This window comes from Thermostichus sp. MS-CIW-41, from assembly GCF_054058915.1.
Genome location: NZ_JBSSBO010000038.1, coordinates 1 through 17,672 on the forward strand (window position 1 = coordinate 1; position 17,672 = coordinate 17,672).

At 58.9% G+C, this 17,672-nt stretch carries 18 protein-coding genes; 10 read left to right on the plus strand and 8 right to left on the minus strand.

Features of this window, described 5'->3' with window-relative positions; translation table 11 throughout:
• The first annotated feature begins 476 nt into the window (after window positions 1-476).
• Both ACVWXE_RS10805 and ACVWXE_RS10810 read left to right on the plus strand, forming a co-directional pair.
• Window positions 477-1,250 carry a ZIP family metal transporter gene (locus ACVWXE_RS10805; protein ID WP_457490299.1) on the plus strand — a complete coding sequence of 258 codons (774 nt, stop codon included), beginning with the start codon at window positions 477-479 and terminating at the stop codon, window positions 1,248-1,250.
• Between the two features lie 44 nt (window positions 1,251-1,294).
• Window positions 1,295-2,077, plus strand: coding sequence for an alpha/beta hydrolase (locus ACVWXE_RS10810; protein WP_457490300.1), 783 nt, complete (start codon window positions 1,295-1,297; stop codon window positions 2,075-2,077).
• Here the strand turns inward: ACVWXE_RS10810 and ACVWXE_RS10815 are convergent.
• Window positions 2,043-2,852 (minus strand): DUF3598 family protein, encoded by an 810-nt coding sequence (locus tag ACVWXE_RS10815; RefSeq protein ID WP_457490301.1) that lies wholly within the window; start codon window positions 2,850-2,852, stop codon window positions 2,043-2,045. The two genes, ACVWXE_RS10810 and ACVWXE_RS10815, sit on opposite strands and share 35 nt — an antisense overlap.
• Before the next feature lie 52 nt (window positions 2,853-2,904).
• Here ACVWXE_RS10815 and ACVWXE_RS10820 point away from each other — a divergent pair, with 52 nt between their 5' ends.
• Window positions 2,905-3,267: a hypothetical protein gene (locus tag ACVWXE_RS10820; RefSeq protein ID WP_457490302.1), complete on the plus strand. Its 363-nt coding sequence runs from the start codon at window positions 2,905-2,907 to the stop codon at window positions 3,265-3,267.
• Between the two features lie 4 nt (window positions 3,268-3,271).
• Entirely contained in the window at window positions 3,272-3,922 is a 651-nt protein-coding gene (locus tag ACVWXE_RS10825; protein WP_457490303.1) for a cadmium resistance transporter, read from the plus strand.
• 58 nt (window positions 3,923-3,980) lie between these two features.
• Here the strand turns inward: ACVWXE_RS10825 and ACVWXE_RS10830 are convergent, their stop codons facing one another.
• From ACVWXE_RS10830 to murC, 3 genes are all read right to left on the minus strand, one after another.
• Window positions 3,981-4,247, minus strand: coding sequence for a hypothetical protein (locus ACVWXE_RS10830; RefSeq protein WP_414329076.1), 267 nt, complete (start codon window positions 4,245-4,247; stop codon window positions 3,981-3,983).
• A 110-nt stretch (window positions 4,248-4,357) separates the two neighbouring features.
• On the minus strand, window positions 4,358-5,344 hold the full coding sequence (gene murB / locus ACVWXE_RS10835) for a UDP-N-acetylmuramate dehydrogenase (RefSeq protein ID WP_414351862.1): 987 nt from the start codon (window positions 5,342-5,344) through the stop codon (window positions 4,358-4,360).
• A 29-nt stretch (window positions 5,345-5,373) separates the two neighbouring features.
• Window positions 5,374-6,849, minus strand: a complete 1,476-nt coding sequence (gene murC / locus ACVWXE_RS10840) for a UDP-N-acetylmuramate--L-alanine ligase (RefSeq protein WP_457384300.1) — start codon at window positions 6,847-6,849, stop codon at window positions 5,374-5,376.
• A gap of 299 nt (window positions 6,850-7,148) precedes the next feature.
• On the opposite strand from murC, the gene ACVWXE_RS10845 reads away from it, so the two are divergent.
• The 3 genes from ACVWXE_RS10845 to ACVWXE_RS10855 all read left to right on the plus strand — a co-directional run bounded on the left by ACVWXE_RS10845 (window position 7,149) and on the right by ACVWXE_RS10855 (window position 10,457).
• A complete protein-coding gene (locus ACVWXE_RS10845; RefSeq protein ID WP_457490304.1) occupies window positions 7,149-8,300 on the plus strand; it encodes an ABC exporter membrane fusion protein in 1,152 nt (383 codons plus the stop codon).
• Window positions 8,301-8,309: 9 nt separating this feature from the next.
• A complete protein-coding gene (gene devC, locus ACVWXE_RS10850) occupies window positions 8,310-9,494 on the plus strand; it encodes an ABC transporter permease DevC (RefSeq protein ID WP_457490305.1) in 1,185 nt (394 codons plus the stop codon).
• Between the two features lie 225 nt (window positions 9,495-9,719).
• On the plus strand, window positions 9,720-10,457 hold the full coding sequence (locus ACVWXE_RS10855) for a DevA family ABC transporter ATP-binding protein (protein ID WP_414383324.1): 738 nt from the start codon (window positions 9,720-9,722) through the stop codon (window positions 10,455-10,457).
• Here ACVWXE_RS10855 and ACVWXE_RS10860 read toward each other — a convergent pair.
• The 4 genes from ACVWXE_RS10860 to hisG all read right to left on the minus strand — a co-directional run bounded on the left by ACVWXE_RS10860 (window position 10,454) and on the right by hisG (window position 14,681).
• Window positions 10,454-11,425, minus strand: a complete 972-nt coding sequence (locus ACVWXE_RS10860; RefSeq protein ID WP_041436472.1) for a GDP-L-fucose synthase family protein — start codon at window positions 11,423-11,425, stop codon at window positions 10,454-10,456. The two genes, ACVWXE_RS10855 and ACVWXE_RS10860, sit on opposite strands and share 4 nt — an antisense overlap.
• 97 nt (window positions 11,426-11,522) lie before the next feature.
• Entirely contained in the window at window positions 11,523-12,707 is a 1,185-nt protein-coding gene (locus tag ACVWXE_RS10865) for an NAD(P)/FAD-dependent oxidoreductase (protein WP_457490306.1), read from the minus strand.
• Between the two features lie 363 nt (window positions 12,708-13,070).
• Window positions 13,071-13,865, minus strand: coding sequence for a photosystem II manganese-stabilizing polypeptide (locus tag ACVWXE_RS10870; RefSeq protein ID WP_457490307.1), 795 nt, complete (start codon window positions 13,863-13,865; stop codon window positions 13,071-13,073).
• Between the two features lie 108 nt (window positions 13,866-13,973).
• On the minus strand, window positions 13,974-14,681 hold the full coding sequence (gene hisG / locus ACVWXE_RS10875) for an ATP phosphoribosyltransferase (RefSeq protein ID WP_011433162.1): 708 nt from the start codon (window positions 14,679-14,681) through the stop codon (window positions 13,974-13,976).
• Between the two features lie 301 nt (window positions 14,682-14,982).
• Between hisG and ACVWXE_RS10880 the strand changes: the two genes are divergently transcribed.
• The 3 genes from ACVWXE_RS10880 to ACVWXE_RS10890 all read left to right on the plus strand — a co-directional run bounded on the left by ACVWXE_RS10880 (window position 14,983) and on the right by ACVWXE_RS10890 (window position 17,634).
• Window positions 14,983-16,104: a sugar phosphate nucleotidyltransferase gene (locus ACVWXE_RS10880; RefSeq protein WP_457490308.1), complete on the plus strand. Its 1,122-nt coding sequence runs from the start codon at window positions 14,983-14,985 to the stop codon at window positions 16,102-16,104.
• The gene (locus tag ACVWXE_RS10885) at window positions 16,082-16,828 is read left to right on the plus strand and encodes a GvpL/GvpF family gas vesicle protein (RefSeq protein ID WP_011433160.1); all 747 of its coding nucleotides are present in this window, start codon (window positions 16,082-16,084) and stop codon (window positions 16,826-16,828) included. The genes ACVWXE_RS10880 and ACVWXE_RS10885 overlap by 23 nt, the downstream gene beginning before the upstream one ends.
• Window positions 16,829-16,971: 143 nt before the next feature.
• Window positions 16,972-17,634, plus strand: coding sequence for a hypothetical protein (locus tag ACVWXE_RS10890; protein WP_457490309.1), 663 nt, complete (start codon window positions 16,972-16,974; stop codon window positions 17,632-17,634).
• Window positions 17,635-17,672 lie beyond the last annotated feature (38 nt).

The following is a 17,672-nucleotide window of genomic DNA, read 5'->3' on the forward strand; positions in this document are numbered from 1 at the left end:
TCTCGTTTTGACAAATTGGCCAGGAACTTCTTGAGTTTTCTCTATCTCGTCAGTGCTCTCTTTTGGCTCAAATGAAAGATCAACACAACCTAGACAGGCCGCTCCTAGACTCAAGGCCACAAGAGTTGTAACTGCTTTTTTCTTCATCGCTCTCTCACTCCTCATCACTATCGGACTTGACTTTAGTTTTTATCGACCTGTCTTGCTGCAGTGTACTCCAGTCCAATTGCTGTTCAGGACGCTTCTGCGCCGAGGCAATTTACAATTATTGTAATAAACCTTGGCTTAGCTGGCAAACTCCAACTAGGGAATAGCTCCTTCAGACTTGCTCTTAGGTACCTTGCTTGTAAGCACAAAATCTGGCGCTCCAAGCCAACTTTCAGAACCTCGCCTATGCCGCTCGAGCCAGCAATGTTCACACAACGTTGGAAAGGGAGGAGAATTGAAAAGCATTCGGCCTTTGTGGAGATTGGCTTGTGCATCCAATTGGGATGGGATCCCTGGCCAGCTTGATCGCCGGGTTGGCGACGGGGCTGGGGGCTTTGCCGGCCCTTTTTCTTCCCTCGCTCTCCGAAAGGGTACAAGGGATCCTGCTGGGATTTGGGGGTGGGGTGATGCTGGCGGCCACCTCGTTTTCGCTGGTGGTGCCGGGCACCGAGGCAGCCATGGCGCTGGGGTATTCCCCATTTGGGGCGGCTGTGGTGATGGTGGCAGGCCTGTTGTTGGGGGCGATCTTCCTGGAGAGTGCCCACCGCCTCTTTCCTCACGAGCACTTTTTCAAAGGGGTGGAAGGGGAGAACCGCGCCCATTTGAAACGGATTTGGCTGTTCATCATTGCCATCGCCCTGCACAATTTCCCGGAAGGACTGGCGGTGGGAGTGGGTTTCGCTACCGGCCAAGTCGGCGATGGGTTGGCGTTGGCGTTGGGGATCGGCTTGCAGAACATGCCAGAAGGGCTGGTGGTGGCTTTGTCGCTGGCAAGCCAAGGGTATTCGCGGCGGTTTGCTTTTGCCATTGCCCTGGTGACCGGGCTGGTGGAGCCCATCGGCGGCATCCTGGGAGCAACGGTGGTTTCTCTGGCGCAGCCCTTGTTGCCCTGGGGCATGGCTTTTGCGGCGGGGGCGATGTTGTTTGTCATTTCCGATGAGATCATCCCTGAGTCGCACCGGCAGGGGTTGGAGCGGGAGGGCACCTTTGGGGTCATCAGTGGGTTTGTGGTGATGATGTTGCTGGATATCACCTTGGGCTAGCAAGGGATCCCGTCGCGAAGTGGAACGGAGTTTTATTTTTTTTTATGTTGAGTAACGAACCCTTTTTGTGGCGAGGAGCAGGGGAACACGCCTGTCTGCTGCTACATGGATTGGGGGGCGGTGTTTACGAGTTGCAATGGCTGGCAGAGCGGCTGTTGGCGGCTGGCCTGACGGTGCAGGGGTTTAACTATCCTGGCCATGACCGCCCAGCCCCCCGCATGCCCCCTTCCCGCTGGACGGAGTGGTACGGGCGGGCTTTGGAGCATTACCTGGCTTTGCAGCAGGAGTATCCCCGCGTTTCCTTGGTGGGCTTTTCCACCGGCTGTCTGCTGGCTTTGCACCTGGCTTTTGCCCATCCCATCCACAAATTGGTGCTGCTGGCGCCATTTTTCGCCATTCGCCACCGCTGGTACTATCTTTTTCGCCCTGAGCAGTACCTGAACAGCCTGGGTTGGCTATTGAAGGAGGTGCCCCGCCTCAGCTTGCCGATTCGGGATGGGGACGCTCGAGCCTTGGCAGAAAGAACGGCCTATTTCCGCAGCTTTAATCTGTCGGCGGTGCGCAGCGCTCTGGAGCTGATCGAGCGGGTCAAGGGAGAGGTGGCCGGCATCCGGGTTCCCACTCTGATCCTGCAATCTCGCCAAGATACAGTAGTGGATCCTGAACAGGCAGCGTGGCTCTATCAAGAGCTGGGATCCGAGGAGAAGATCTTGCATTGGCTGGAGCACTCCGACCACATCCTCACTTTGGACTGCGAGCGGGAAACGGTGTTTGCCCAGGTTTGCGCCTTTCTCAAACGGGATCCCTCTGCGCCCGGATCAGCGTAACCCGCTGCCAAGCACCGCGGGCATCGTAGTCCCGGCTCAAACGCAAGAGACAGTGGCAGTCTTCCGGCTGCGGAAACCAGCTCAGGCTCACCGAAAAGCTGCGATCCCGCTGGGCAGTGGGGATGGGCAAGGGATCCGGCCCGCCAATCCACAGCCCTCCCGGCAAGGGATCCCAGTTGCTCAACCACTCTGCCCCCGAGCAGTCCACCTCGGTTTCGGCAAACCGGCCCTCGGCAACCGCAAAGCTCTGGGCGATCCCCCGCCATCTCCCCTGGAGGCAGGCTCTCAGCTGCTCTCTGCTCAGGGGTGCACAGTCTGCAACGGGATCCAAAGCTTGGCCGCGCCGCTCCAGGATCGCGGTTACCTCTACCAGACGACCTTGGGCATCCCACTGTTGCACCAGCCGCGCCTTGCGATCCCCCCAGAGAAAGCCTTGCTCAACGGCAAAATCACTAAACGGCGCCAGTTGCAGCCGCCCATTGGAAAAAGATCCATCGGGGAAAAAGCGCAATCCCGGCGAGAAATCCTGGTAGACCCAGCTCTGGGAGCTTTCGGGAGTGGGGGATCCCTGTAGGGGGTAGTAGGTGTTGGTTTGGCGGATCGCGATCCCTGCCGCCGGACTTCCTGAAGAAGAGGATGGAGCCAAGGCCTCAAAGGTGATGAGGCTGCGCTTTTGGCCCCCCAGCTCCCAGCCGCCGGCGGTGGGTCGATAGTTGGAGAAGAGGCCGTGCCACACTCCCAGGTGGAGAGCCAGACATTGTTTTTGGGTTTTCATGAAGCAATGTGAAGTTAAGATTGTGAGGACGTAACGCTGGAGAGCAAGACCTATGGGGAAGAAGCTCCGAGGTGGCATTTTACTGGTTTTGGGGTTTATGCTGTCTCCCCTTTCCTGGTGGAATGACTTGTTTTTCAACCTGCCGATTGCCTATGGGTTGGGCTACCTGTGTAGCCTGTGGCAGCCACAGTGGTTTTTGGGCGGAACCCTCGTGGGGTACTGGCTCTCCAACTTGATAGGCATTCTCATGATGCAGTTTGGCGCTACGGATGTCGTCGAGAAAGGCGAGAAACCCCGCAATATGAAACGCGATCTCTTGATTGGGCTGGCTTCTTCTACCGCCTATACTTCGGCAATTGTTGGGCTGCTTCAGTTTCACCTCGTCGATATCAGCGCCATCTTCCCCATTTCTTAACCCTATGCCGCTGGCAATTTTCTGGGCAACTTTAGTCGAAGGGATCCTCGCTTTTGTTGCCACCCATATCGACGACTTTTTCTTGCTGGTTCTGTTGTTTGCCCAGGCGCAGCTGCAACCCCTGTGGAAGGGCTGGCACATTTGGCTGGGAGGCTACTTGGGCTTGGCAGGGTTGATCCTGCTCAGCTCTCTGGGATACTTGGGAGTCCTGTTGTTGCCGCCACCTGCGATTGGGCTGCTGGGGTTGATCCCGATTGCGGTAGGCGGTTGGAAATTGTGGCAACCTGAGCTGGAAGAAGCCCTGGAAGAAGAGCTGGAAGAACTGCAAGAGCGCCCAACCCAAAAGGCTTGGTCAGTTTTTTTGCCCCCACCAGCCCTGATGTCCATGCTCCTCACCTTTGCCAATGGTGGAGATAATGTCAGCCTGTACGTTCCTCTGTTTGCCGGCAGCACCCCTCCTCAGTTGGCCCTTTTTTCCACGATCTTTTTTCTGATGAAGGGATTGTGGTTTGCAATGGCTCAAAAACTGACAATGCAACCTGAAGTAGCCAAGGTTTTGGCCGAGCGGGGAGAGCGCTGGGTGCCCTGGATTCTGGTGGGTTTGGGGGTGTGGATCCTGTTCAAAAATGAGACTTGGAGATGGCTTCTGTCTTAGATCCCAAGATCTCAGCTGAGCTCCCGATCGCAAGAGCAGGATGGAGTTCTCTCGAGGCTTAGTCGTTGTGTCGGTCTAGAGAGGGATCCCAGTCCAGATCTTCGTGGCGGTGCTCCCGTTCCCAGCGATGCACCCAGTCCCAAATGCGATAGTGCTGCTCGGCGGTGAGTTGCTTGGGATCCTGGGCCAAAGCGGCAGCCTCTTCTGGGGTGAGCAAAGCAGCCAGGCTGCCGATCTCCACCAAATAGCGGCGTTCTTCCGCAGTGGTGTGGGACTGATTGAGCCGTTGAATTAAACGACGTAAGGTGGCTGCATCTTGACTCATAAGCCGATAGGAAAGAATCGACGAGCATCTAAGCTGGTAAGAACAGTTTAAGAGCAGAATCATCAAAATCACCAAAAGAAAACAGTCCAAATTGTCTGCCCAATGCTCCTCTAATCCTCAAAGGATCCCAGAATGCGCACTTCTGGCTCCAAAAGCACCGACCATTGCTGATAGACCTTTTCCTGGGCCAAGCGAATCAAGCGGTAAATGTCCTTAGCGCTTGCCTGATGGCAATTGAGGATGAAGTTGGCATGGCGCTCTGAAATTTGGGCCCCACCGATGCGGTACCCCTTCAAGCCGACCTGCTCGATTAGCCAGCCGGCAGGGTGAGATTCGGGGTTGCGAAAGACGCTGCCACAACTGGGCAAATGATAGGGCTGAGAGCTTAGGCGTTGGTTGAGGTAGCGCTGGGTTTCCCACTGCACCTGGGACGGATCCCTGCTTGGGATCAATTGCAACGTGGCCCCTGTCACCGTCCAGGGGGAGTCCTGTAGGCGAGAGCGGCGATAGCCAAATTGCAGATCGGCAGGTTCTAGGCGGCAGGGCTCTTGTTCCTCGTCCAAAATCTGCACTTCCACCAGCACATCCGCCATGGCGCGTCCGTGGGCACCCGCATTCATCACCACGGCTCCCCCCAGGGTGCCCGGGATCCCGATGGCCCACTCCAAACCGCTCCAGCCTTGCTTGGCGGCTGCCCGCGCCAGATTGACCAAAGGCTCTCCGGCAGCGGCCCAAATTCTCCCCCCTTCCAGCAGTTGGATCCCGCGCAGACGGCGGGTACCGATCACCAGCCCCTTCAACCCGGCATCGCTGATGAGCAGATTGCTGCCTGCCCCCAGCAGCGTCGTGGGGATCCCTTCTGCTCGCGCCCAAGCCAAACACTGCTGCAGCTCCAGATGGCTACGGGGCTCACAATACCACTCCGCTTTGCCGCCCACGCGAAAGGTGGTCAGAGGAGCCAACGGGATCCCCGATTGAATTCGTCCAGATAGCAGAGCCGCCGGCCCGCGGGGGAGAAGCCTGTCTTCAGCGGTAAGACTTGCCGCCTCAGACTCACAGGAACCGTCCCGCTGAGGCACCACCGGAGCCGTCGTCATGATTCAATACCTCAGAAGCAGCTATCTTTTCAGCTGAAGTTTGGATTTTTGGCTTGCCCAGGCTGTTCCCTCACCTGAGCCGCATATGCCCGCATCGTAGCGATTATCTGCTGATTTAGGTCCCCTGCGCCCAAAAAAACGGCGAGATCTCCAGGCTGCAGGACGGACGGCAACACCTCCGGCAATCGCGGCAAAGACGACACATAGCGCACATGGGGATGGTGCTCCGCCACCGCCACGGCCAAGCGCAAGCTGTCGGAACCCTCAGGCGCCGGCTCTCCCGCTCCATACGTAGGCACGATCACCACCACGTCCGCCTCCCCAAAGCAGCGGGCAAAATCTTGGAACAGGGCAGCCAAGCGGCTGTGGCGATGGGGCTGAAATACCGCCACCACCCGCCGCTGCTGTAGCCGTGCTGCCTGCAGGGTGGCTCGAATCTCGCTGGGATGATGGGCATAGTCGTCGATAAAGGTGACTCCACCCACTTCCCCCTTGTGCTCAAAGCGGCGATGCGCCCCCCGAAATTGCGCCAAAGCTGAGGCAATCACCGCAAACTCCAAGCCCAACTGCCGCCCAACGGCAACCGCCGCCAGGGCATTGCTGAGGTTGTGGGATCCCAGCACCTGTAGGCGAAGCTGTCCGAGGAGGGATCCCCTTTCCCAGATCTCAGCGCAGGTGAAACTGGCAGTGTAGAGGATTTGGCGAGCTTGGTACTGGGCTTGGGGATGACCGGTCAGGCTGTAGCCCACATCCACCCTCAGGTGAGCCGCCACGTTGGGACAGTCCAGACAGGCCACCAGGGTTTGGCTTTGCTGCCCATACTGTTGAAAAGCCCGGATCACCTGCCCCAAATCGGCGTAGTGATCGGGGTGATCCAGCTCGATATTGGTGATCACCCCAATCTTGGGATAGAGCCGCACCAGGGATCCATCCGACTCATCCACCTCGGCCACCCAATACTCCCCCTTACCCAGACGGGCATTGCCATCCCAGGCATCCACTTCCCCGCCGATAATCAAGGTGGGATCCCAGCCCGCCGAGAGCAATACATAGCCGATCATGCTGCTGGTGGTGGTTTTGCCGTGGGTGCCGGCCACCCCAATGCCAGAGCGACGGTTAAACAGAGCCGCCAACAAGTCTGCCCGGTGCCAAACCGTCAATCCCTTGCCCAGGGCAGCAGCCAATTCTGGATTGGTGGGGCGAATGGCGCTGGAATAGACCACCTGGGGATCCCCGACCAACCCCTCCAAGCTGTGGCCCTGAAAGAAGCGCACCCCCAAAGCTTCCAGGCGGCGGGTACGGCCATTGGCGACAATGTCGGATCCGGAAACGCGAAACCCTTGTTTAGCCAGGATATAGGCCAGGGCCGACATCCCCACTCCACCAATGCCCACAAAGTGATAGGTGGAAAGCAAGGGATCTAGGGGATCCAAATGCAGGGGCGGAGGCTGAGACCGAACCGGCAACGGCGGGATGGGATCCCCTCCTCCAACTGTTTCCACCATCGCAACTCCACCCCACTCCTAAAACCGCCACACTCCAAAAAAAGGACTGCGTTCTGCTGACTACAAACAGGTTCGAACAGGCCACATCATATCAGGAATCCCCCGAGCTAGGTAGGCTGCGCCCCACCGGTTGCCGTGATCTGCCGGCACCTTGGGGAACCCACAGGGGGTGAAAATACGGTGAGCACAAGCAACACAGAATACAGCTGGACATTTTCATCCCAAAAACTTTACACTTATTTAAGATAAGAAAAAGAGGCGGCGTTTGTCGTCTGCAAAGCCACAGCGGGTAAAAGGCCATGAACCCACGAGCGCTTTGGTCGCTGGCAGGAGTCGGGCTGCTTGGTTGTGCCGGTCTGGCATGGCTGGGATTGAGCCAACAGGGAGCCACACAGTCGGTATCGGGAAGTGCAGAGGCAACGGTGGAAATGCGGCTGCCTCCGCAAGTTGGTGCTTTGGGTCGCCTGGAGCCGGAGGGGGAAGTGCTGCGCATTGCCGGTTCCCCCGGAGAACGGCTGGGAGAGCTGCTGGTGGCCGAGGGGGATCGCGTGGTGGCAGGCCAAGTGCTGGCCCGCTTGGAAAGCTACGCCGAGCGGTTGGCGGAGCGAGAGTACGCTGCCGCCCAACTTCAAGAGGCCCGCGCCCGGTTGCAGGCCGAGACCCGTTTCAGTCAGGCCCAAATCCAAGAGGCACGCACCCGCCTCAGCCGTCTGGATGAGCCGCAACAGATGCAAATCCGCTCCCAGGAAGCGGTGGTGGAGCGTATCCGGGCAGAGCTGGCCGATGCCGAGGCCAATCTGGCCCGCTTTCAGGAGCTCTGGCAGGAAGGAGCAATCTCGCAACAAGAGCTGGATCAACGCCGGCTGCTGGTGCGGCAACGACAGGAGGACTTGCGGGCTGCCGAAGCCACCCTGAGCCAACTGCGCCTGGCCCGTGAGCGGGATCTGCTCAATGCCCAAGCCCAAGTCCAAGCTGCCGAGGCGGGACTGAGTCTGGCCCAAGCCCAAGTCCAACTGGGATCCCTGGCCCGCAATCTGGAACTGGCAGAAGCTCGCCTAGAGCGCACCCTCATCCGCGCTCCCCGTGCTGGACAGGTGCTCAAGATCCACACCCGCCCTGGAGAGGTCATCCCCGCCGGCGAGGGCATTCTCGAGCTGGGCAACACTGACCAAATGATGGTGGTGGCCGAGGTCTACGAAACAGACATCTTGCGGGTTCGGCCAGGGCAACGAGCAACCATCAGCAACCGCGCGCTGGCGGAAGCGTTGCAGGGGCAGGTGGAACGGGTTGGCCTGCAAATTGGCAAGAAAGATGTGCTCAACACCGATCCTGCTGCCGATGTGGATGCCCGCGTGGTGGAAGTGTATATCCGCCTGGATCCGGAGAGCAGCGCCCGCGTGGCTGGCCTGACCAACCTGCAGGTGAATGTGGCCATCGATGTCGAGGGGTAGGCTCAGCCCATGTACAGCCTGTTCAGTGTGGCTTTTATCGCCCATCGGATCCCGTTGGCCTGGCTGCAGTTGACGCGGGAGAAGATCCGCCTGCTGGTGGCCCTGGCGGGCATTGCCTTTGCTTGCATCTTGATGTTCATGCAGTTGGGCTTCCAAGACAGCCTGCTGGAAAGTGCCATCCGCTTCCACGTGGCCCTGAAGGGAGAGATCTTCCTGGTCAGCCCCCAGTCCAACGCCCTGATTGCCATGAACACCTTCTCCCAGCGGCGACTCTATCAGGCTTTGGGCTTTGAGGGGGTGCGGGCCATCTCGCCTGTCTATGTGGGCTTTGCCCTCTGGAAAAACCCAGAGACCCGCCGTACCCGCAGCATTTTTGTGGTAGGAGTGGATCCCTCGGCTGATCTGTTGGACTTGCCGGAACTGACGCCGGACGAGCTGGAAGAGATCAAAAAGGCGGACGTGGTGCTGTTTGACCGCCGCTCCCGCAGCGAGTTTGGCCCCATCCCAGAGTGGTTTGAGTCCGGGCGAGAGGTGGTTACTGAGGTGGGAAACCGCCGCGTCCAGGTGGGGGGCCTGTTCGAGATGGGGGCCACCTTTGGAGCCGACGGCACCATCCTCACCAGCGACCTCAATTTCCTGCGCATTTTTCCGCAGCGGGGGCGCGGCCTAGTGGATATCGGCGTGGTGCAACTCCAGCCGGGTGTGGATCCGGATCCCTTGGTGCGGCAGATGCGGGCTTTGCTGCCGGAAGATGTGCGGGTGCTCTCACGGGCGGAGTTTATCGATATGGAGCAAACCTACTGGGAAGAGGGCACAGCCATCGGCTTTATTTTCGGCCTGGGGGTGGGCATGGGCTTTATTGTCGGCATTGTGATTGTCTATCAAATTCTCTACACCGATGTGTCGGATCACCTGGCGGAATATGCCACTCTCAAAGCCATGGGCTATACCGATACCTACCTGCTGGGGGTGGTATTTCAGGAGGCGCTCCTGCTGGCCGGCTTGGGGTACATTCCTGCCTTTGCCCTGTCGGTTTTGCTCTACGATTTGACGGCCAATGCCACGTTGCTGCCTATTGCCATGACCTTCAACCGGGCAGTGCTGGTGCTGGGGCTGGCGGTGAGCATGTGCTTCATCTCAGGGGCGATTGCCGTGCGACGGCTGCGGGCAGCGGATCCTGCCGACATTTTCTAGAGTTTTGGCTGTGGGCAGGGCGCCGGGGCGTTGGTAAGTCAATAGTCTGCCAAAGGGGATCGGATGGATGGTGAAGGGTTTGAGCTAGGCTGTCTAAAAACTTCTGGGATCCTCATCAACGCTCTCCGGCCAAAGGTTTCTAAATGGTCTCATCTCAACGCTCCAAATGACGGCCTAAGTGGTCAATGAGTTGTCAACGCAAAGTTTTGAGATTTTGAGTTTCCTATGCTGACTCCTCTTCTCGATCAAGCTGCCCTTGCTTCTGCCCAGAATGCCGTTGAGCCGGTGGTGAAAGCCGAAGGTGTAAACCACTATTTCGGCGAGGGATCCCTGCGCAAGCAGATTCTCTTCGACATTAGCTTTGCCCTGCAGCCAGGGGAGATCGTGCTGCTGACTGGCCCTTCCGGCTCCGGCAAAACCACCCTGCTGACGCTGCTGGGGGCCTTGCGCTCGGTGCAGGAGGGCAGCTTGCGGGTGTTGGGACAGGAGCTGCGGGGAGCTCAGCCCAGTACTCTCATTCAAATCCGCCGCCAGGTCGGGTACATTTTCCAGGCCCATAACCTGCTGCGATCCCTGACGGCAGCCCAAAACGTGCGCATGGCCCTGGAGCTGCACAACGGCCTCTCTCCTCAGGAAGCCCAGCAGCGAGCGGAAGCAATGCTGGCGGCGGTGGGCCTGGGGGATCGCGTCCACTACTACCCGGAACAGCTTTCCGGCGGACAAAAGCAGCGGGTGGCCATTGCCCGCGCCTTGGTTAGCCATCCCAAGCTGGTGCTGGCGGACGAGCCCACGGCAGCCCTAGATAGTAAGTCGGGCCGCGAGGTGGTGACCCTGATGGAGAAGCTGGCGCGGGAGCAGGGCTGCACCATCCTGATGGTGACCCACGACAACCGCATCCTGGACATCGCGGATCGGGTGCTGCACATGGAGGATGGCCGGCTGGAGAGCCAAGGGGTTGCCTAGCTTTGCCCAGAGCAGGCGTGGCGGCGGTACCAGTCGATGGTGCGCTGCAGCCCTTCCCGCAAGCCGACTTTGGCCACAAAACCCATCCTCTCTCGGGCCTTGGAGACATCCAGACAGCGGCGGGGTTGGCCATTGGGCTTGTCCGTTTGCCAGCGGATCTCTCCCCGGAACTCCATCAGCTCGCAGATGAGGGCAATCAGATCCCGGATGGAGATCTCTTCACCGGTGCCCAGGTTCAAGGGATCCGCCCCGTCGTAAAGCTGGGTGGCCATGACAATGCCGCGGGCCGCATCTTCAGCGTAGAAAAACTCGCGGGTGGGGCTGCCATCCCCCCACACTTCGACGTAGTTTTGGCCCCGTTGCTGCGCTTCGTGCACTTTGCGGATCAAGGCTGGGATGACGTGGGAGCTTTCGGGGTCGAAGTTGTCCATGGGGCCGTAGAGGTTCACCGGCAGGAGGTAGATGCCGTTGAAGCCGTACTGCTGCCGGTAGGCCTGCAGCTGCACCAGCAGGGCTTTCTTGGCGATGCCGTAGGGGGCGTTGGTCTCTTCCGGGTAGCCGTTCCAGAGATCCTCTTCCTTGAAGGGAACGGGGGTAAACTTGGGGTAGGCGCAGATGGTGCCCACGCAGACAAACTTCTCCACCCCGGCCAGGTAGGCGGCGTGGATGAGCTGGGATCCCATGATGAGGTTGTCGTAGAAGAGTTCTGCCGGCTTGGCTTGGTTGAGGCCGATGCCACCCACGTGGGCGGCCAAATGGATGACGATATCTTGCCCTTGCACCACCTCTTGGCAGACTTCCCAACGGCGCAGATCCTGGGTGCGGGAGCGCGGGATGCGCACCTGCTCCGGCTTTACCCCCAGCACCTGCAACTGTTGCAGCACATGTTTGCCCAAAAAGCCGCTGCCCCCTGTGAGCAAAATGCGCTTCTGGCTGAGATCGACGGAGCTGGGCAAGCTGTTGGGCATAGATCCGACGCAGAGAACTTCCGGCTTTCATTATGCTGCAGACGGGATAGCCGTATTCCAGACTTGTTGGCGATGGTCATCGAGAATAAGCAAGGCATCAACTCAAAACCTGGGCAAACCGCGCCGGCGACAGAGCAGGGATCCATTCATCCGCTTGTCCATAGGCTTGTTGGGCGAAGCGACGGGCCAAAGCGGGCAGGATGGGCAGGGGATTGCTGAAGCCGGAAAACAGTTGCAAGCCTTCCCAACCGGGCAGGGATCCCACCAGAGGCTGGTGATCGGCGCTGAAGGCCACCAAGCAGTGATACCACCGTCCGGGCAGGTGGGCCAACTTGGGCAGGTAGCGACCGGCTTGTGCCCGGATCTGGGCTTCGCTGGCGGCTGCATCCACCTCGGCATGGGGATCCGTCAATACCCGGCTGATCTGGCCCATGCGAATGCTGCCATCTACAAATTGCAGGATCCCGGCATCCAGAATCGGCGGGCAAAGCTCGTGCCCTGGCTCGTCCCAAAGGGGATCCCGATCGGGATGGGCGGCTTGTCGTTCCAGTTCCAAGCGTTGCACGGGCACGCTCATCACCAACGCTTTCAATTGCAAATCCGAGGGCTCCAGCTCCAGGGATTCGGCATGGGTGTAGTAGATGGGCACCCGGATTCCCGCTTGGCGCAACAGAGCCCGTGTCCAGCCGCCGGCGCACACCACCACCTGGCCTGCTCCGTAGCAGTCGGCTCCGGACTCTACGCCCGTGATGCGCGCTCCCTGCCGCCGCAGGGCCGTTGCTGTTGCGATCAAGAGGGATCCCCCCAATCGTTGAAAGGCTTTTTGAAAGGCCAGCGCCGTCAACAAGGGGTTGATGTGGCCATGCCGAGCCCAGAGGACTACTTCCAGAGCGGCCGGATCCAGCAGCGGCTCCAGCTCGCAGGCTGCCGCCACCGAAATCCGCCGGGGTGGGATGCGACAGTCGGCCAGATCCGCCTCAACGGCCTCTGCATCGTAGCCGGGGGCAATGGGCATGAGCAGATCCAGCTCGCGAAATTGAATATCTGCCTCCAGCTCTTCTGACAGGGTGCAGTAGCGTTGGATCCCTTCTTCTCCCAAAGCTTTGAGCATCGGCGTTTTGCCCGCCCAATGGGCCAAGCCCCCGTAGCTGTAGCGGGTTGCTCCGTTCAGCACTCCATCTTTCTCCATCAGCAGAACGGATCCCCCCTGGCGGGCCAGTTCATAGCTTAGGGCTGCCCCGGTAATCCCACCGCCGATCAGAATCCAGTCGTAGTTGGCCATCACTTCCCTCGTTGCCCTGAACCTCATCTTGCGGCAAAGAGGCTCAGTTTGGGGTAGCGAGCACAGCAGAACTCGGATCCGCACTGGTGGCGGTACTGGCTGAAGCGGAACTCACAAAGGGCTTCCTTGAGTCCAGATTGAGAGTCCCCTTGGGTCCAGAGTCAACATAAAAGGCAGGTTAGTGGCATCGGCCATCTGCAAATGAACCTGTGGCGGCATCTGGCCCAGACTTTATCGCTGCACACTTCCCCAACGGGCAAACCCAGACAGACATAGTATCAACAGAAATAGGCAGGGATCGCCGGGATCTCTGCCCATCTCAAGCCCGAAATTGGATCTCTTCTCGGCTTTCCTCAAGCCTCTTCAAGACTCCTGCGCCAGGCGGGCGTAAAACAGGCCTTGAATGCGAACAGTGTGGGGTTCCATCGCCCCTTGCTCGGTGCTGGAAGGCTGAATGCTAACAAAGGATCCCGCCATTTCGCCAGTGCTGGCATCCACGCGAGCGATCCGCAGCGACATTTTCCCCTGGGAAACCTCGTCCACCTTGCGGTTGGTGGCAAAATCATCTTTGGCAGCCTGTAGACCTACCGCAGTGTCGTAGCCGGTGTTGGATCCCCGCCCGCGCGGGTCGAGGAAGGTGCTGCTGTGATAGCCGGGCACCAAGAACTCCCCTTCAAAATCGGTCGAAGGGTCAATGGCGGAGCCCTGGGCAGTGGCGACCAAGTCTTTCACGCTAAACAGAAACGGCACCAGCTCGCGGCGGGGCATTTGGCCGGTGGTCGGCTGAGAGGTGATCCCATCCACCACTTTGAGCTCCAGCGCACCGTCTTTGGGAGTCACCTCAGCTTTAATCGGCCCCAGAGTGGCCGCTGAGATCATGATGTTTTTGGCCTTGATGAACTCTTTCTCGCCGTTCCGCTTTTCTTCTTCCACCTCAATTTGCACCGGCTGGAAGCAGACATCCGTCAGCTTCAGGGATCCCCCCCTAGGCACTTCGATACGGCCCCGGGCGTTGTCCGAGACCGAAGGGCAAATGGCGGCCTTGCCGGTGTTGCGGATCTGGTCATAGGTCAGCGGCGCCTTGGCAGCCTTAGCCGGAACAGCAAAGACGCTCAAACAAAGCGCCAACAGGATGGCGAGCAGTGGACGGTACCGCATAATCAACCTCGAAAAACCTTTTTTGAATCTGAACGCTGCTGGGGGAAATAAGCCCGAATGCCCCCATTGTACGCAATCGTGATCCCCCTCAGAGGAAGTGCCTCAAAATTAGCCACCCACCAACAGGGATCCCAGCCAGCGTTCCCGAATCTGGGTGATCAACTCGCGGATAGGCTGTTGGTTGACACGGTAGCTGATGGGATGGGCAATCAGGCGAGCTGTACTCTCGAATAGGCAGTCTCGCTCAATCAGGCCGTTTTCCCTCAGGGTGCGCCCTGTGGCTACCAAGTCGACGATGGCATCGGCCATGCCGGTGAGGGGGGCCAACTCCACCGAACCATAGAGAGAGATAAGCTCCACCGGCAAATCCAGGCGGTCAAAATACTCCCGGGCGCAGCCGACAAACTTAGAAGCCACGCGGGCATGAGCAGGCAACTGAGCTGCCGAGTGGTAGGGGCTATCTTGGGGAAGGGCCACCGACATGCGACAGTGGCCAAATTGGAGATCCAACAGGTGGGCCACCCGCGCTTCGGTGCCGGCATAGCGCTCCCGCAAGACGTCGTAGCCGACAATGCCCAACTGCGCCTGCCCGTACTCCACGTACACCGGCACATCGTGAGTGCGCACCAGCAGCGCTTCGTAGCGTTGTCCGTTCAGCCGGGTGGGGGATTCAATCCGCAGCAGGCGATTGCCGGGATCCAAAAAACGGCTGAAATCGATCCCCACCTGCTGCAGGCATTGAATGGCCTCAGGCAGCAAGGCCCCCTTGGCCAGGGCAATCGTGATGGGTGGGCTGTCGGGACGGCCATCCAGCATCTTTTTCAGGATCTACTACATTTGTCTGATACATCCGTCTGAATCTTGGGCCAGGAGCAATCAATGTAAGAATGCTGGGATCCCCGTCTGCCGGGTGGAACTCTCAGGAGAGACGGGGCAAAACGAGGGGCTCAGGGGAAACCCTTGGCGAAATGCCCAGAAGAGCAAGCCCCCTTGATTGTAGGGGATCGGAATCCCAGCAGCGATTCCCCAGCCTCTTGAAAGCCCCGCCGGTTCTCTGGAATGCCGATCCTGGGATGATAAAGTCAGAGCACGGTTAGCCCGGAGGAGTGACGACGGCATGAAAGCCATGATCCTGGCAGCAGGCAAAGGCACGCGGGTACGGCCCATCACCTACATGATGCCGAAGCCGATGATCCCCATTTTGCACAAGCCTGTCATGGAATTTTTGGTGGAGCTGCTGCGGGAACACGGCTTCGACCAGATCATGGTCAACACCAGCCACTTGGCCCACCAAATCGAAGACTACTTTCGAGATGGGCAGCAATGGGGGGTTCACATCGGCTTTTCCTTCGAAGGCCATTTTGAGAACGGCCAGCCGGTGGCCGAACCTCTGGGCTCCGCTGGCGGTATGCGCAAGATCCAGGATTTCTCCGGATTTTTCGACAGTACCTTTGTGGTGCTCTGTGGGGATGCCCTGATCGACCTGAACCTCACGCAGATCGTCAACTTCCACAAAGCCAAGGGAGCGCTGGCCACTGTGGTCCTGCGGCAGGTGGATCCCAGCCAGGTCTCCAGCTATGGGGTGGTAGTCACCGACGAGACGGGTCGCATCACTGCTTTCCAAGAAAAGCCTAGGCGGGAAGAGGCCCTCGGCCACACCATCAACACCGGCATCTATGTTTTCGAGCCGGAAGTGTTCGACTACATTCCCCCTGGCTGCCCCTACGACATCGGCAGCGATCTCTTCCCGGCCTTGGTGAAAGCGGGTGCCCCCTTTTATGGGATCACGGCTGACTTTCAGTGGGTGGACATTGGCCGCACCCACGACTACTGGCTGGCGGTGCAAAAAGTGCTGCGCGGCGAGATCAAGGGAGTCAAGGTGCCTGGGATCCAGATTCAACCCGGCGTATGGACGGGGATCAACATCCGCGCCAACTGGGATCGCATCCACATCGAGCCACCGGTCTACATCGGGGCCAGCAGCTATTTGGCGGACGGGGTCAAACTCATCGGCCCCACGGCAATTGGCTACGGATGTGTGTTGAATGAAGGGTGTACGCTGGATGGCAGCTTGATTTTTAACTACACCCAGATTGCGGCAGGCGTGACCCTACGCCACCAGATGGTGATGGGTCGCTACTGCATTTCCTCCGATGGCAATGCCATCGACACCGAAGAGTCCAACCTCACGTGGCTGATCGGAGATGCCCGCAGCAATGCCAACGGCAAATCCCCATAGCGCCCTCTACCTCTACGGGATCGTCGCTGCCCCTGGCCCGCGTCATCTGAGTGTGGTGGGATTGGACAAGCAGCCGGTGCAGGTTCATGGGCTGGGATCCCTGGCCTTCTTGTATTCCCAGGCTCGACAAGAGCGCTACCTGGCCAGCCGGGCCAACTTGCTCGCCCATGAGGCCGTGCTGGAAAAAGTGATGAACGAGGGACACCGGGCTCTGCTGCCTCTGCAATTTGGCCTGGTGGTGAGCGGCTGGGAGCAGGTGGAACGGGACTTGGTGCAGCCCCGCTTGGCGGATCTGCTGGCTCTGCTGGAGCGCCTGGAGGGCAAGCGGGAGGTGGGAGTCAAAGTCTTCTGGGATCCCGAGCAGGAGCTCAAGCTGGGGCTAGAGGAAAACCCTGCCCTCAAAGCTCGGCGAGACGAAATGGCCGGCGCTCCTCTGGGGCTGGACGCGGTAGTCGAGATCGGACGGGCTCTGGAGCAGCTCTTAGAGCAGCGACGTCAGCGCATTGCCCAGACCTTTACAGCAGCCCTCAGCCCCTTGGCCAGCGACCGCGTAGAAGGAGATCTGCTCACCGAAAACATGGCCTACAACGGCTCGTTTTTGATCAATTGGGAAGATGAGCCGGTTTTTGCCCAAAAAGTAGAGGAGCTAGACCAGACCTTCCAGGGGCGGCTGCGCATTCGCTACAACAACTTCACCGCTCCCTACAATTTCGTCAAACTTTGACACACTCAGCTGTATTGGGTCACTTCTCTACAAAAGACAAGAGGAGACCGCCCGGCTGAATGGTCGAAGGCAGGGATCCTTTTGGAAATCTGCTCAGGTATTGTGGGGATGGGCGCTGCAGTCTGTAAGCCGAGGGAGACGGTATGGGGTTGCTTATTTTTATCTTGTTTTTAGCTCTGGCTGCCGGGATCTTGGCTCTAGCCCTTTACCACGAAAAGAAACGTCGAGAAGCTCTGGAGCGGGTAGCTGCACAGCTAGGAATGCGCTTTTCTGCCCAGTTGCCTGAAGAGATTCGATCTCGCTTGTTGCAAGCAGGCTTTGGACTGTTTGAACGAGGCCATGGGCGGCGTTTCTATAATTCGATGTCCAAGCGGCTGATCGATGGCACTGAGATTACCGTTTTTGATTACCAATACACCAGCGGCAGTGGCGAGGGTTCCAGAACTTATCGCCAGTCCGTCTTCTACGCCTATCACGAGGATCTTCATCTGCCGCGTTTTCGGCTGCACCCCGAAAATGCCTTTTTCCACGGCATCGCCAAAGCTTTTGGCATGCAAGATATCAATTTCGAGAGCCACCCTAAGTTTTCTCGGAGCTATCTCTTGCGAGGACAGGATGAAGCCCAAGTTCGGCTACGTTTTCATCCCGGCGTCCTTGGTTTTTGGGAGCAGCATCCCAACTATTGCGCCGAAGGAGCTGGCGCCCACCTCATTCTTTGGCAAAATGACCGACAGGTGAGTCCCGAAGGGATGGCAGAATGGATGCGCTTGGGGGAAGAGTTGACTCAACGGCTGCGGCGTATGTAGTAGCAGAGCCTACGGCCCCCCGCCGCGAACGGTCAACC